General features: G+C 74.0%; 12 protein-coding genes. 4 read left to right on the forward strand and 8 right to left on the reverse strand.

From position 1 onward, the window contains the following. Positions 1–3: 3 nt before the first annotated feature. The 6 genes from BLU82_RS28825 to BLU82_RS28850 all read right to left on the reverse strand — a co-directional run bounded on the left by BLU82_RS28825 (position 4) and on the right by BLU82_RS28850 (position 8,757). Positions 4–1,677 carry a DUF885 family protein gene (locus tag BLU82_RS28825; protein ID WP_092624334.1) on the reverse strand — a complete coding sequence of 558 codons (1,674 nt, stop codon included), beginning with the start codon at positions 1,675–1,677 and terminating at the stop codon, positions 4–6. Further along, entirely contained in the window at positions 1,674–3,155 is a 1,482-nt protein-coding gene (locus tag BLU82_RS28830) for an MFS transporter (RefSeq protein ID WP_197682540.1), read from the reverse strand. The genes BLU82_RS28825 and BLU82_RS28830 overlap by 4 nt, the downstream gene beginning before the upstream one ends. A gap of 705 nt (positions 3,156–3,860) precedes the next feature. Beyond that, positions 3,861–4,295: a MarR family winged helix-turn-helix transcriptional regulator gene (locus tag BLU82_RS28835; RefSeq protein WP_092624336.1), complete on the reverse strand. Its 435-nt coding sequence runs from the start codon at positions 4,293–4,295 to the stop codon at positions 3,861–3,863. After that, positions 4,292–4,753 (reverse strand): MarR family winged helix-turn-helix transcriptional regulator, encoded by a 462-nt coding sequence (locus tag BLU82_RS28840; RefSeq protein WP_092624337.1) that lies wholly within the window; start codon positions 4,751–4,753, stop codon positions 4,292–4,294. Before BLU82_RS28840 ends, BLU82_RS28835 begins: the two co-directional genes overlap by 4 nt. Before the next feature lie 57 nt (positions 4,754–4,810). Next, positions 4,811–7,354: a polynucleotide kinase-phosphatase gene (locus BLU82_RS28845; protein ID WP_092624338.1), complete on the reverse strand. Its 2,544-nt coding sequence runs from the start codon at positions 7,352–7,354 to the stop codon at positions 4,811–4,813. Next, on the reverse strand, positions 7,351–8,757 hold the full coding sequence (locus tag BLU82_RS28850) for a 3' terminal RNA ribose 2'-O-methyltransferase Hen1 (protein ID WP_197682542.1): 1,407 nt from the start codon (positions 8,755–8,757) through the stop codon (positions 7,351–7,353). Before BLU82_RS28850 ends, BLU82_RS28845 begins: the two co-directional genes overlap by 4 nt. 187 nt (positions 8,758–8,944) lie before the next feature. On the opposite strand from BLU82_RS28850, the gene BLU82_RS28855 reads away from it, so the two are divergent. The 4 genes from BLU82_RS28855 to BLU82_RS28870 all read left to right on the forward strand — a co-directional run bounded on the left by BLU82_RS28855 (position 8,945) and on the right by BLU82_RS28870 (position 13,513). Continuing rightward, positions 8,945–10,102, forward strand: a complete 1,158-nt coding sequence (locus tag BLU82_RS28855) for a sensor histidine kinase (protein WP_092624340.1) — start codon at positions 8,945–8,947, stop codon at positions 10,100–10,102. 3 nt (positions 10,103–10,105) lie between these two features. Further along, complete coding sequence (locus BLU82_RS28860; RefSeq protein ID WP_197682543.1) at positions 10,106–10,795, forward strand: response regulator transcription factor; 690 nt, start codon at positions 10,106–10,108, stop codon at positions 10,793–10,795. A 115-nt stretch (positions 10,796–10,910) separates the two neighbouring features. Further along, a complete protein-coding gene (locus tag BLU82_RS28865; protein WP_092624341.1) occupies positions 10,911–13,007 on the forward strand; it encodes an MMPL family transporter in 2,097 nt (698 codons plus the stop codon). Between the two features lie 41 nt (positions 13,008–13,048). Continuing rightward, positions 13,049–13,513, forward strand: coding sequence for a hypothetical protein (locus BLU82_RS28870; RefSeq protein WP_092624342.1), 465 nt, complete (start codon positions 13,049–13,051; stop codon positions 13,511–13,513). Here the strand turns inward: BLU82_RS28870 and BLU82_RS28875 are convergent. Together BLU82_RS28875 and BLU82_RS28880 are read right to left on the reverse strand one after the other, a co-directional pair. Beyond that, positions 13,488–14,711 (reverse strand): RNA polymerase sigma factor, encoded by a 1,224-nt coding sequence (locus BLU82_RS28875; protein WP_092624343.1) that lies wholly within the window; start codon positions 14,709–14,711, stop codon positions 13,488–13,490. The genes BLU82_RS28870 and BLU82_RS28875 overlap by 26 nt on opposite strands. Beyond that, positions 14,708–15,046 carry a YciI family protein gene (locus BLU82_RS28880; RefSeq protein WP_092624344.1) on the reverse strand — a complete coding sequence of 113 codons (339 nt, stop codon included), beginning with the start codon at positions 15,044–15,046 and terminating at the stop codon, positions 14,708–14,710. The genes BLU82_RS28875 and BLU82_RS28880 overlap by 4 nt, the downstream gene beginning before the upstream one ends. Between the last annotated feature and the right edge of the window lie 63 nt (positions 15,047–15,109).

The following is a 15,109-nucleotide window of genomic DNA, read 5'->3' on the forward strand; positions in this document are numbered from 1 at the left end:
CGCTCAGCCCTGCCGCGCGGCCCAGCCGCGGACGACCTCGTCGAGGACGCCCATCGGCAGCGGGCCGTTGCCCAGCACGACGTCGTGGAAGCCGCGCAGGTCGAAGCCATCGCCCACGGTGGCCGCGGCTTCGGCGCGGATGCGCTGGATCTCCAGCCGGCCGACCATGTACGCGAGCGCCTGGCCGGGCGCGGCGATGTAGCGATCGACCTCGGTCTCGATCTCGAGCCGGCTGGTGGCGGAGTTCGCGACCATGAAGTCGACCGCCTGCTGCCGGCTCCAGCCCTTGGCGTGCAGCCCGGTGTCGACGACCAGCCGGCAGGCCCGCATGGAGTCTTCGCTGAGCATGCCCAGGAGCGCGATGTCGTCGGAGTACAGGCCCATCTCGTCGGCCAGCCGCTCGGCGTAGAGGCCCCAGCCCTCGTCGAAGGCGGTGACGTTGGCCAGCCGGCGCAGCAGCGGGAGGTCGGTCAGTTCCTGGGCGATGGTGAGCTGGAAGTGGTGGCCGGGCACGCCCTCGTGGAACGCGACGGACTCGGCGGCGTACCGGTCGCGCTTCTCGGCCTCGTGGGTGTTGGCGAAGTAGGTGCCCGGGCGGCTGCCGTCCATGGCCGGCTGCATGTAGTAGGCGCCCGGTGCGCCCGGCGCCTCGGCCGCGGGCACCGCCTCGACGACGCAGCTCTGCGACGGCAGCCGGCCGAACCACTGCGGCGCGACCTGCTCGGCCCGCTTGATGGCCGAGCGCGCCGCGCGCAGCAGCTCGTCGCCGTCGCGCCAGCGCATGGCGGGGTCGGTGCGCAGCCGCTGCAGGATCTCGCTCAGCTCGCCGGTGCCGAAGACCCGGCCGCCGACGGCTGCGTACTCCTCGGTGAGCCCGGCCAGCACGTCGAGGCCGGTCTGGTGCAGCTCGTCGGGCGTGCGTGTGGTGGTGGTGTGGCCCTTGGCGAGCTTGGTGTAGAACTCGTCGCCGCCCGGCAGCCAGCACAGCCCGCCGTGGTCGTCGGGGCGGCCGTGCGGGACGACGTCGGTGGCGACGGCGTCGCGGTAGCGGCCGACGGCGGGGTGGACGACCTCGGCGAGCAGGCGGTCGCGCTCGGCCCGGAACGCCGCGGCGTCGGCCCCGCTGCCGGCGGCGGGCTCGGGCCGGCGGAGGGGGTCGTCGCCGGGGTTGGCCAGATAGCGGGTGAAGTGCTCGACCGTGGCCTCAGCCAGCCGCCGCACGGGCAGTCGACCGGCGGCGATGCCCGCGCGGTGCCGTTCGGCGATGGCGTCGAGCATGGCCGGCAGCCGGGCCAGCCGGGCGAGGTAGCCGTCGGCGTGCGCGGGCTCGGTGATGCCGGTCATCGGCAGGAAGGACAGCGTGGCCGGCGCGGGCGCGAAGAAGGAGTCGGTGACGGTGTACTCGACGGCGCGGACGGCGAGGCGGTCGCGCTCGGTCTCGATCTGCTGCAGGATGACCGCCCGCGTGATGCGCTCGCCGTCGTCGAGCCCGGCCGGGTCGACGGCCTCGGTGCGCGCCGCGATGTCGGCCAGCCGGGCGTCGGCCGCCGCCTCGCCGGCCTCGGTGTAGTCGGTGAGCTGGTCCTCGCGGTCGCGGAAGCCCAGCAGCGAGGCCTCGAGCGGGTTCGCGTCGAAGACGGCGTCGATGAGTTCGTCGGCGAGCTGGGCGATGGTCATGCGGCACTCCCAGGTGGTCGGCTCGTGGGGATGACGCTATCCCGGCGGGCCGACAGCGTGACAACGGATATCGCCAGCGCCGCGGCGAGCGCCGCGCTCACCGCCGCCGCCAGCACGATCCCGTCGGTGAAGGCCTCGCGCGCGGCCGCGAGCCCGGTACCGTCCTCCGCCGCCGCGACCGCCGCGCCCAGCGTGTCCGCGCCGGTGCCGGCGCCGCGGAACACCGCTGCCACCACGCTGCCCAGGACGGCGATGCCCAGCGCGCCGCCCAGCTGCGGCGCCATCGACGACAGCGCCGCGGCGGCACCGGCCCGCTCCGGCGGCGCCGCTCCGACGACCTGGTCGGTGGCCAGCGCCATCATCGGGCCGAGGCCCGCCGACACCGTCACCGAGCCGGCCACCAACAGGCCCAGCCCCGAGGTCGCGGTCAACTGGGTGAGCAGCACGAAGCCCGCCGCCGACACCGTCAGGCCCACACCGATCACCACGCCCGGACGGATCCGCCGGGCCAGCCGCGGCGCCAGCAGCGAGCCCACGATCACCCCGGCCGCCGACGGCGCCGTCCACAACCCCGCGCGCAGCGGCGACAGGTCCTGCACCAACTGGAGGTACTGCGCGAGGTAGTAGTTCGCGCCCCAGAGCACGAAGATGCCCGTCGCCAGCGTCGCGACCGCCACCGAGAACGCCGGATCGCGGAACAGCCGCACGTCGACCATCGGGTCCGCGAGCACCCGCTGCCGGGCGACGAACGCCGCGCCGACCACGATGCCGCCGGCCACCGCCGCGACCGGCGCCCAGCCCGCCCCGCCCGCCGCGATCTCCTTCAGCCCCCACACCAACGGCAGCACCGCGCCCATCGACAACCCCACGCTCGCGACGTCGATGCGCGTCGTGGTCGTCGTCTCCCCCGCGGGCAGCAGGATCGGGCCGAGCGCGAGGATCAGCACCATCACCGGCACGCCGAGCAGGAACACCGAGCCCCACCAGAACCGCTCCAGCAGCGCGCCCCCGACGAGCGGACCGATCGCGGTGCCGCCGGAGACGCTGGCGATCACGACGCCCACGGCGACGGCCCGCTGCCGCGCGTCCCGGAACATCGTCGCCGTCAACGACAGCGTCGACGGCATCAGCGTCGCCCCGGCCACGCCGAGCAGCGCCCGCGCCGCGATCAGCGTCTCGGCGGTGGGCGCCCAGGCGGCGAGCGCCGACAGCACTCCGTACGCGGCGGCGCCGATCATCAGCAGCCGCCGCCGGCCGATCCGGTCCCCGGCCGCGCCGAGCGCCAGCATCGACCCGGCCAGCAGAAACGCATACACGTCGACGATCCACAACAGCTGCGTCCCCGACGGCCGCAGATCGGCGTCGATGGCCGGCAGCGCGAGATGGGTGACGGTCAACTCCAGCGACGCCAGCACCGCGACGACGCACAGCACGGCCAGCCCGGCCCACGCCCGGCGGGAGGTTTGCGTAGTGGTCACGCACCACAGCAGACAACCTCAAGCATTGTTGAGGTCAAGTCGGCGTCCGCCGCCGCCGAGCGCCGGGAGTGGAACCGTGACGAGGAGTGGAGCGACGAGCAACGCGCGCGTTCTTGCGGCGCGCGGTTGTCGGCGCGCGGTTGTCGGTGCCCGCCCGTAGGGTGGGCCCCACCCGGGCCGGGAGGGGTCGACCTACCACCACGCGACGCGGCGGAGGCAAGAGCGAGCGGACCGGCGGCGGCCAGCGGGCCTGTCACCACAGCGAAGCCGATCGCCAGAACACCACCCACAGCCAGTGAGCGGCCAGCGGACACGGACCAGCAGCGGAGCCGGTAGCCACACCCGAAGCGGCCGGAGGGCGGCCAGCGCGCGCCGAGCCGAGCGGAGCCGGTAGCCGAAACGCCAGGCCACCAGGCAGCGGCCGACGAACCTGTCACCACAGCGGAGTCGGTAGCCAGAACACCACCCACGCCCAGTGAGCGGCCAGCGGACCCCGAGAAGAGCGAGCAGGAAAGCCCGGGCCCATCTTCCGGCCGGCCCCCTGACGCTGCTTGAACGGGGGCGCGGGCGGCCGGGTCAAGCGGTCCACCGCCGCGCGAAGCGCCAAACGAGGTCCGCTTGAGGCGGCCGCCCGCGCCCCCGACAATCGAGAGCAGCAGGGGGCAGGCCAACGCGGCAGAACAGAGCCAACGAGAGCCCGGCAACCTAGAACTCGGCCCGCAACTCCGTCGCCCGAGCGGCCACCGTGGCGAGCACCCGCCGCGTCGTCGCCAGCTCGGCGGTGTCGATGCCCGCGTACACCTGCGCCGTCACCCCGACCACGCTCGCGTACAGGTCGTCGTACTGGGCGCGGCCGTCTGCCGTCAGGCCGATCTGCTCGAAGCGGTCGTACGCCAGCAACCCGCGCTCCTCCAGCGAGCAGAGCACCGCCGTCGCCTCGATCGGGTCGATGTCGAGTGCCAGGACGAGTCCGTCGCGCAGGGACGGCTGCGACACCCGGTCGGGCGCGGTGCCCAGGGTGCGCAGCGCGACCCATTCGGCGAGCGTGACGCCCTTGGTGTCGAGGACGACGCCGAGGAGGGAGTGGATGGCCTTGGCGGCGGCGCCGATGTCGACGCCGACGAGCGGGGTGATGATCACGGGGTCCTCCCGAGGTCGGGCGGCGGTGCGTCGAGCAGCGTCGTGAGGGTGGCGACGAACTCGCGGGTCCGTTCGCTGTCGCGCCCGCCGAGCGGCTCGGCGAGCTGGTTCTGCAGCGTCATGACGCGGGCGCCGGCGGCTTCGATGACGTCGGCGCCACGATCGGTGAGGGCGAGCCGGACGGCGCGGGAGTCGGCCGGGTCGGCGGTGCGCAGCAGCAGCCCGTTGCCCTCGAGCGTGCGGACCAGCTTGGAGACGAAGACGGGGTCGAGCCCGGTGTGGTCGGACAGCTCCCGCTGGCTCGGCTTCCCGCCGGCCCGGGTGACGCCGTAGAGCGTGGCGAGCACCGAGAACTGCGCCTGCGTGAGCCCGAACGGCGCGAGCGTGCGGTCGAGCAGCGCGCCCCACTTGGTCGCGAGCCGCCAGACGAGGTAGCCGGCCGTCGGGTCCTTCTTCATCACCCGAAAAACTGTACGTGGACACTATGTCCACGGCAACCTTTTATTCCGGTGGGTTCACAGCCGCGGGTCGACCGGCTCCGACTCCAGCGCCAGCACGGCGAACACCGGCTCGTGCACGCGCCACAGCGGCTCGGACCGGGCCAGCCGCTCCAGCGACTCCAGCCCGAGCGCGTACTCCCGCAGCGCCAGCGACCGCTTGTGCCCGAGCCCGCGGTCTTTCAGCCGTTCCAGGTGCGCCGGCCGCGTGTAGTCGGGGCCGTAGATGAGGCGCAGGTACTCGCGACCGCGCACCTTGAGCCCCGGCTGCACCAGACCCTTCACCCCGCGGACGAGGTTTGCGGCCGGCTTGACGACCATCCCCTCGCCGCCGTCGCCGGTCACCGACGTCCACCACTCGACCCCGGCCGCGACGGATGGCGGTGAGGACGTGGAGACCTCGAGGCGCCGGGTGGGCCGGAACAGGACGGGGTCGGCGGCGACCAGGCGGTCGGCCAGCCCGAGGTGCCACAGGTGCGGCCGGTCGTGCCAGGTCGCACCCTCCGACGCGAGCAGCTGGAACGGCGCCAGCTGTACGCCGTCGAGCCCATCGACCGGCCAGACGTAGCGCCGGTACGCGTCGGTGAAGGCCGCCGCGTTCGCCGACCGCTCCGTCGTCCGGGAGAGCAACGCCCCGACGTCCAAGCCGCGCGACGCCGCGCGAGACAGGGCCGACACCGCCGCGGGCAGGGCCGACCGCCCCGCCGCACCGACGGACGCGTACTGGCCGCGCAGCAGCGCCTCGGCCTTCGCCGACCACGGCAGCAGCTCGGCGTCGAGCAGCAGCCAGTCGGTCCCGAGCTCGTCCCACAGCCCGGCCCCGTCCACGGCCGCCCGCACCCCGTCCAGCAGAACCGTCGTCAGAGAGGAGGAGAAGAACGACCGCCCCGTCCGCGTGTACACCGCGCCCGTCTCGCCGGCCGGGGCGCCGAACCGGCGAGTGGCCGCCGCCTGGTCGCGGCAGACCAGCACGACGGCGCGAGAACCCATGTGCTTCTCCTCGCACACCACCTGCTCGACGCCGTCGGCGGCGAACGCCTCGAACGCCTCGGCGGGGTGCTCCAGGACGTCCGGCAGCGGCGACGTCGCGACCGGCGCCATGGTCGGCGGCAGGTACGGCAGCCAGCGCGGATGCAGCGCGAACCGGCTCATCACCTCCAGCGCGCCGGCCGCGTTCTCGGCCCGCACCGAGACCCGGCCGTGGTGGGCGGTCTCGACGACGCGCTTGCCCAGCACGTCGGTGAGGTCGAGCTCGTCGCCACCGCGAGCGGGCGCGGCCGCGACCAGCGGCTTGACCGGCTCGTACCAGACGCGCCCGGCCGGCACCTGGACGACCTCGCGCTCGGGGTAACGCAGCGCGGTGAGGTGCCCGCCGAACACGCAGCCGGTGTCGAGGCACATCGTGTTGTTGACCCACTCGGGCTCCGGCGTCGGCGTGTGCCCGTACAGCACCATCGCGCGACCGCGGTACTCGTTCGCCCACGGGTAGCGCACCGGCAGGCCGAACTCGTCGGTCTCGCCGGTGGTGTCGCCGTAGAGCGCGAACGAGCGGACTCGCCCGGACGCCCGTCCGTGGTAGGCCTCTTTGAGCCCCGCGTGCGCGACCACCAGCTTCCCGTCGTCGAGCACCAGGTGCGAGACCAGGTCCCGGCACCACTCGCGCACGGCCGCGGAGAAGTCGGGCGGTTCGGCCGACAGCTGCTCCAGCGTCTCGGCCAGCCCGTGCCCGACCTTCACCTGCTTGCCGTCGAGGGCGCGGATCAGCTTGTGCTCGTGGTTGCCGGGGACGGCGAGCGCGTGCCCGGCCGCCGTCATGCCCATGGCCAGCCGCAGGACGCCCGGGCTGTCGGGGCCGCGGTCGACGAGGTCGCCGAGGAAGACCACCCGCCGGCCCTCGGGGTGGACGGCGTCGACGGCGCGCCCGTCGTCGTCGCGCACCAGGGCGTAGCCGAGGCGGTCGAGCAGCGCCTCGAGCTCGGCCCGGCAGCCGTGCACGTCGCCGATGACGTCGAACGGGCCGTGCTCGTCGCGGCGATCGTTGTACAGCCGCTCCCGCGTGATGGTGACGGCCTCGATCTCGTCGATCGAGCGCAGCACGTGCACCTGCCGGAAGCCCTCCTTGGCCAGGCCGCGCAGCGACCGGCGCAACTGGTCGCGCTGTCGCCGGACGACGTGCGGCCCGAAGTCGCGGTCGGGCCGCTCGCGGTTGCGCTCGACGCACACGCTCTCGGGGACGTCGAGGACGATCGCGACGGGCAGCACGTCGTGCGCCTTGGCGAGGTCGACGATCTTGCGCCGGGCGTCGCGCTGCACGTTGGTGGCGTCGACGACGGTGAGCCGGCCGCCGGCCAGCCGCTTCCCGGCGATGTAGTATAGGACGTCGAACGCGTCGCCGCTGACCGTCTGGTCGTTCTCATCGTCGGCGACGAGACCGCGGCAGAAGTCGCTGGACACGACCTCGAACCGGCCGAAGTGCTTGGCGGCGAACGTCGACTTGCCGGACCCGGACACGCCGACCAGCGCGACGAGGGACAGCTGCGGGATGGCGATGGACGTGCTCATGCCGGCACCTCCGTCCGGGTGAAGACGGCCAGCTGGGTCGGCGGGCCGGAGGCGGGATCGGGCTCGCCGACGGGCGCGAATGCGACGGTGTACCCGTGTGCGCCGGCGACCCGTGTCGCCCAGTCGGCGAACTCGGCCCGGGTCCACTCGAACCGGTGGTCGTGGTGGCGCAGCGTCCCCGCGTCCAGTGCCGGGAACAGCACGTTGTACTCGGCGTTCGGGGTGGTGACGACGACCGTACGCGGCCGCGCGTGCCCGAACACCGTCCGCTCGAGGTCGGGCAGGCGGTCCGGGTCGACGTGCTCGACCACCTCCATGAGCACGACGGCGTCGAAGCCGGCCAGGCGGTCGTCGCGGTAGGTGACCGACGACTGCAGCAGCGTGATGCGGTCTCGCTGGCGATCGCCCATGCGGTCGAGCCGGAGCCGGTCGGCCGCCTTCTCCAGTGCCCGCGGCGCGACGTCGGCGCCGACGATCTCGGTGAACGACGAGTCGGCCAGCAGCTCGCGCAGCAGCGCGCCCTCACCGCAGCCGAGGTCGACGACGCGATGTGCGCCCGCCGCATGCAACTGCTCGACGACGGCCGTCCTGCGCAGCGTCGCCAGCGACACCACCGCCGGCGGATCGAGCTCCTCGGTCTCGTCGACGACGTCCTCCGGCGCGGAGTCGTCCAGCTCGGCCAGGCGGGCCAGCGCGTCGGCGACGAAGCCGCGCTTGTGCGCGAGGTAGCGCGTGACGATGGCGTCGCGCCGCGGGTGCTGCGCCAGCCAGGAACCGCCGGTGCGGATCAGCTTGTCGACCTCGTCGCTGCTCACCCAATAGTGCTTCGCGCCGTCGAGCACCGGCAACAGCACGTAGAGGTGCGACAGCGCCTGGTCCAGCGGCAGCGTGCCGCGCAACGTCACGTCGGCGTAGCGGGAGTCGCCCCACGCGGGCAGCTCCGGGTCGAGCGGCCGCACCTGCGCGTCGACCGTCCAGCCGAGCGGCTCGAACAGCCCGGTGACGACGTCGGCCCCGCCCCGCGACGGCAGCGCCGGGACGTGCACCTCCAGCGGCAGCGGCACGCCGGCCAGCTCGGGCCGGGCATCGCAGCGGCCCTTCAGCGCCGACCCGAACACCCGGCCCAGCGCCACCGACAGCATCGACGACGCCGCGTACGGCCGGTCGTTGACGTACTGCGCGAGGCTCAGCGCGTCGCCACCGAACCGCCGTCCGCGCACCAGCCCGACCGGGTCGACCTCGAGGAGCAGCGCCACAGTGCACCGCTCGTCGGTCGCCTCGGGGTAGAAGACGTGCGCGACGCCGACGCTCAGCTCGAAGCTCTGCACGCGCTCGGGATGCTTGTGCAGCAGGTAGCCGAGGTCGCTGGCGTGGGCGGCGGTCGAGGTCAGGGTCAGCAGCACCGGACCATTGTCGCCGCCGGGATACTCGGCGACGACGTGATTTTCCACGGCTGTCGGTGCCCGCCCGTAGGGTGGGTGGCCCACCCGGCCGGGCGGGGTGTCACTCCAGCCGGCGCGACGCCGCCGCGACCCTTTCTCGCTCCTGGGAGTGAGGACGCCGCCGGTGGCCGGCGCCGATACTGGGCAGGTGGAGCGACTCAGCGAGTACGGCGAGCGGCTGGCCGCGTGGGCGCGCGCCCTGCCACCGGTCGCCGTCGACGCGATCATCGCGGCCACGTGCGCGCTCTACGTGATCTTCAACGCCGCCGTCGACGGGCGGCTGGTGTGGTGGGTCCCGTTCGCGGCGGCGGCCAACGCGCTCCCGCTGATGTGGCGGCGCCGGTACCCGTTCGGCGCGGCGGCGGTCACGGGGATCGCGTCGGCGCTGCTGTCCTTCGTCGACGTGCTCGATGACGTGCCCGCGGCGCAACTGGTGGCCACGTACACATTCGCCGCCCTGTCGCCGCCGCTGAAGCGGCTGATCGCCGTGGGCCTGACCATCGTCGGAATCTCGGTCTCGATACTCGTGCCGCAGGAGGAGGCGCTCAACATCGGCATGACGGGCCTGCTGTTCGCCGTCGCTTATGCGCTGGGCACCGCGGCCCGGGCCCGCCGCGACCGCATCGCCATGCTCGAGGAGCGCGCGCTGCGCCTGACCCAGGAGCACGAGACCGCCGCCACCCGCGAACGCGAGCGCATCGCCCGCGAGATGCACGACATCCTCGCCCACTCGATGGGCCTGGTCGTCGTGCAGGCGGAGGCTGGGCCGATCGCCGTCCGGCACGACCCGGACCGCGCGGAGCAGATGTTCGACACCATCTCCGACACCGCCCGCGACGCGCTCGCCCAGCTGCGCCGGGTGCTCGGCGTGCTGCGCGCGACCGACGACGGCGGCGAACGTGCGCCGCAGCCCGGCCTCGACGCGCTCCCCGGCCTGGTCCAGCGGGTCGACGACGCGGGGCTGACGGCGACGCTCAGCGAGGACGGCGCACCGCGGCCGGTCCCCGCCGACGTCGCGGCGACGGCGTACCGCATCGTCCAGGAGTCGCTGACGAACACCGTCAAGCACGCCGCCGCCGGACGCGTCGACGTGCGGCTGACCTGGACCGACGACCTGCTGCGCATCGAGGTCGCCGACGACGGCGGCGGCCCGGCGAGCGGGCCCGGCACTCCGTCCTCCAACGGCGGCGGGCACGGCCTGATCGGCATGCGCGAACGGGTCGCCGCGGCGGGCGGGACGCTCGACACCGGGCCGGGCGCCGGCGGCGTGGGCTTTCGCGTCACCGCCTCCCTGCGCTTGTATTAGGGCGTGCCCGACCCGACCATCCGCGTGCTGATCGCCGACGACCAGGCGCTGGTGCGCGGCGGCTTCGCGATGATCCTCGACGTCCAGCCCGACATCGCGGTGGTGGGCGAGGCCGAGGACGGCGTCAAGGCCGTCGCCGCCGCGCGCGAGCTGCACCCCGACGTCGTGCTGATGGACGTCCGCATGCCGCACATGGACGGCATCGAGGCGACCACCACGATCTGCCGCGAGACCGACGCCCGGGTGCTCGTTCTCACCACGTTCGACCTCGACGAGTACGTCTACGACGCGCTGCGGGCCGGCGCCAGCGGGTTCCTGCTCAAGGACATGCGCCGCGACGAGCTGGTCGAGGCGGTCCGCGTCGTCGCGTCCGGCGAGGCGCTGCTGGCGCCGTCGGTCACCCGCCGGCTGATCGCGGACGTCGTCGGGCGCGGCGGCGGGCCGCCCGGCGCCGGGCAGGGCGCGTCCGACGGCCGGCTCGACGCGCTCACCGCCCGCGAGACCGAGACCCTGCGCCAGGTCGCGCGCGGGCTGTCCAACGCCGAGATCGCGGCCGAGCTGTTCGTCACCGAGCACACGGTGAAGACGCACGTGAGCAGCATGCTCAGCAAGCTCGGCCTGCGCGACCGCGTCCAGGCGGTCGTGCTCGCGTACGAGACCGGCCTGGTCACGCCGGGCGATTCTCACTCCTGAGAGGGAGTCCGCCGCTCCTGGGAGCGGTGCGGTAATCCGCTCTCCACGGCGATCCGCCGGGTGGGGGTCCGGGGACACGATCGACCCAGTCCATCGGGAGCCCCAGGAGGCCGCCATGTTACGCACCGTCACCGGGTTCGCCGTCAGGCGGCCCGTCATCGTCATCCTCGTGTGGGTCGCCGTCCTCGCCGCCGGCTTCGGCATCGGCACCGGCGTGTTCGACCGCCTCACCTCCGACGTCGGAACCGTCCCCGGCAGCGAGTCGGCCCAGGCCGAGGAGCACGTCGACGACGCCGCCCCGCAGCCGGACGTCGTCACCGCCGTCATCGAGGGCGCCGCGCCCGACGCGCTGGAGGCCGGTCTGGCCGACGTCGCGGCGCTGCCCGGGATCGCCTCGGTCTCGCCGCCGCTGCCGTCGGAGTCCGGCGACGCGGCCCTCGTCGAGATCGCGCTCTCGCCCGGTCTGGAGGACGACGGCGAGGGCGAGGCGTCGGCCGCCGCCGAGCGGCTGGAGTCGATCGACGCGACGTCCGTCGTGGTCGCCGGCGGCCCGCTGTCCGACGTCGAGTTCTCCGAGACCGCCCAGGAGGACGTCGCCCGGGCGGAGATGCTGTCCATGCCGGTCGTGCTGATCCTGCTGCTGCTGGTGTTCGGCGGGCTGCTCGCCGCCGGGCTGCCACTGCTGATCGCGATGGTCGGCGTCGGTGCGACGTTCGGCATCCTGTTCGCGTTCAGCCAGGTCACGGACGTCTCGGTGTACGCGATCCAGATCACGACGATGCTGGCCGTCGGGCTCGCCGTCGACTACGCGCTGCTGATGGTGAGCCGGTTCCGCGAGGAGCGGCGGACGGCGCCCGACGTGCGCGAGGCGGTGCTGCGGACCTCGGCGACGGCCGGACGGACGGTCGTGTTCTCCGGGCTGACGGTGGCCGTCGCGCTGGCCGGGCTGGTGGTCTTCAACGACCCGTTCCTGCGCTCGATGGGGCTGGCCGGGTCCGCGATCGTGCTGGCCGACATGGCCGCCGCGCTGACGCTGCTGCCGGCGCTGCTGGCGAAGTTCGGGCACCGCGTCTCGCCGGCGCGGGAGAAGTCCGGCGACGGCGTGTTCGCCCGGGTCGCCCGCGGCGTGCAGAAGCGCCCCGTCCTCACTCTGGTCACGACGGCGGCCGCGCTGGTGACGCTCGCGGCACCGGTCGCGGACCTGCACATCTCGCAGGGCGACCCGCGGATGCTGCCGGCGTCGACCGACACCCGCGAGCTGTGGACGCAGCTCACCACCCACTTCCCCGAGCAGGCCCGCTGGGCGGGCGACATCGAGATCGTCGCGTCGGCGCCCGAGAACGCGGTCGACGGCCTGCGGGAGACCGTCGCGGACCTCCCCGGCATCGAGTCGGTCGAGGTCGTCCAGCTGACCGACGACCTCACCGGCCTGGCCGCGACCCCGTCCGGCGACGCCGAGGGCGCGGCCGCGCAGGACGCCGTCCGGTCGATCCGCGCGCTGGACCTGCCCTACGAGGTGCAGGTCGGCGGCGACACCGCGACGCTGGTCGACTACCGGGCGATGCTGAGCGACCGGCTGCCGTGGGCGATCGCGCTGGTGGCGGTGGGCACCCTGGCCCTGCTGTTCGCGTTCACCGGGTCGATCCTGCTGCCGATCAAGGCGATCCTCACCAACCTGCTGAGCATCGGCGCCGCCCTCGGCGTGGTCGTCTGGGTGTTCCAGCAGGGTCACCTCGCCGGGCTGCTCGGCAGCGAGGGCCTCGGCTACCTGCACCTGACCGTCCCGATCCTGGTCGGCGCGATCGCGTTCGGGCTCTCCGTCGACTACGAGGTGTTCCTGCTGTCGCGGATCCGCGAGCGCTGGCTGGCCGGCGACGGCGCGCACGGCTCGGTGGTCGCCGGGCTGCAGCGCACCGGCGGCATCGTCACCGCGGCCGCCCTGATCATCGGCGTCGTCTTCACCGGGTTCGTGTTCGGCGGGTTCGCGCCGATCAAGGCGATCGGGCTCGGGCTGGTGCTGGCTATCGCACTGGACGCGATCGTAGTCCGGATGCTGCTGGTCCCGGCGACGATGACGTTGCTCGGGACGCGCAACTGGTGGCTGCCGCGGCCGCTGCGCCGGGTGCACGACCGGATGGCGCTCACCGAGTCGGCGCCGTCGCCGCAGCCGCGGGCGGCCGAGGCCGAGCGCGGGCCCGCGTTGGTGGGCTGAGCCCTCGACGAATTCGGCCCGGCGGGCCAGTCTGAGGAGTCATGGACATCACCGTGAATCCTCGGCTGGCCCGCCTCGACGTCCTGGTGGGCTCGTGGGAGCTCACCGCGACCATCGACGACCGGCTCATGAGCCGGGCCACCACGACGTTCCACCGGCTCGACGGCGGATTCCTGGCCCAGCGGACCGACCCGCAGACCTTCGTGGTCCCCGAGTGGCAGGGCCTCGCCCCGGACTGGACCGAGGCCGTCATCGGCGTCGACGACCACTCCGGCGCCTACACGATGCTCTACACCGACTCCCGCGGCGTCGCCCGCGTCTACGCGATGGCCTTCGACGGCGGCCGGTGGACGCTCGCCTCCCGCCCCGGCGAGGACTTCCACCAGCGCTTCGAGGGCACGGTGGCCGGCGACGGCGCGACGATCGACGGGCGCTGGGAGGCCTCGCCGGACGGCCGGGCGTGGGCGACCGACTTCGTCGTCAGCTATCGCCGGCTGGAGGGCTGACCTCGCGGAGGCGGCGTTCCAGCAGACGCCGTTCGGGCTCGGTCCGGGCGGCGGCGACGGCGTCCCGGTAGGCCGCGGCCGCCTCGGTGCGCCATCCGGCCCGGCGCAGGAGGTCGGCCCGGACGGCGGGCAGCCGCGGGTGGTCGTCGCCGAGCGCGTCGACGGCGGCCAGCCCGGCCTCCGGCCCGTCCCGGAACCCGATCGCCACCGCCCGGTTCAGCGCGATCGACGGCGACGGGCGCAGCACGAGCAACGCGTCGTACGCGGCGACGATGCGGACCCAGTCGGTGCTGCCGGCGTCGGCCGCCGTCGAGTGCAGCGCCGCGATCTCGGCCTGCAGCCGGTAGTACCCGGGCGGCCGGCCGGTCGCGCGGGCCGCCGCGAGCGCCGTCAGCCCGGCCTCGATCGCGTCCTGGTCCCAGCGGCCGCGGTCCTGCTCCTCCGACGTGACCAGCTCGCCATCCGCGTCGGTCCGGGCCGCGCGGCGGGCGTGCTGCAGGAGCAGCAGCGCGTGCAGTCCGAGTGCCTCGTCGTCCTCCGGCAGCAGCCGCGCGACCAGCCCGGACAGGTCGACGGCCTCGGCGGCGAGGTCGTCGTGCAGCATCGCGTAGCCCTCGGTGAAGATCAGGTAGACGACGGCGAGGACGGCGTCCGTGCGGGCGGCCAGCCGGTGCGGCTCGGGAACGCGGAAGCCGATGCCGGCGTGCTCGATCTTGTTCTTCGTGCGCAGCAGCCGCTGCCCCATCGTCGCCTCGCTGACCAGGAACGCCCGCGCGATCTGCCGCGTCGACAGCCCGGCCACCGACTTCAGCGTCAGCGCCACCCGGCCGGCCATCGGCAGCGCCGGGTGGCAGCAGGTGAACAGCAGCTTCAGCCGATCGTCGCCGTACGGGCCGGGATCGTCGCCGGTGAGGTCGCGGGCCAGCTCGGCCAGCGCCTGCGCCTCGCGCAGCTTCGCCCGCTCGGTCTGCCGCCGTCTGAGGACGTCGACCGCGCGGCGCCGGGCGGTCGTCGTCAGCCAGGCGCCGGGGTTGTCCGGGACGCCGTCGAGCGGCCAGCGCGCCAGCGCCCGCTCGACGGCGTCCTGCAGGCAGTCCTCGGCGAGGTCGAAGTCGCCCGTCACCCGGATCAGCGCCGCGACGATGCGCAGCCGCTCGGCGGCGACGGCGTCGGCGACGGCCGCGCGGGCGTCCGTCACCCGTCGAGGGGCCAGAACGGCCGCAGCTCCAGCCGTCCGGTGTAGGCCATCGAGTGCTTCGACGCGATCTCGATCGCCTCGTCGAGGTCAGCGCAGTCGAGCACGTCGAAGCCGACGATCCACTCGTTGGTCTCGGCGAACGGGCCGTCGGTGACCAGCAGCTCGCCGCCCCGGACCCGGACCGTCGTCGCGGCGGACGACGGGCGCAGGCGGTCGCCGACGACGTGCTTGCCGGCGCCCGTCACGTAGGCGAACCACTCCTCGATGTCGGGAGCGGCCACGGCGTCGGCCTCGGAGTGGTCGGGGTCGGTGCCGACGAGCATCAGGTACTTCATGGCGGGTCTCCTTCGCAGGGATGCTGTCATCTTCGCGGTACGCCCCCACGACGAACGGGACGG

Source organism: Jiangella sp. DSM 45060 (genome assembly GCF_900105175.1).
Classification (GTDB): Bacteria; Actinomycetota; Actinomycetes; order Jiangellales; family Jiangellaceae; genus Jiangella.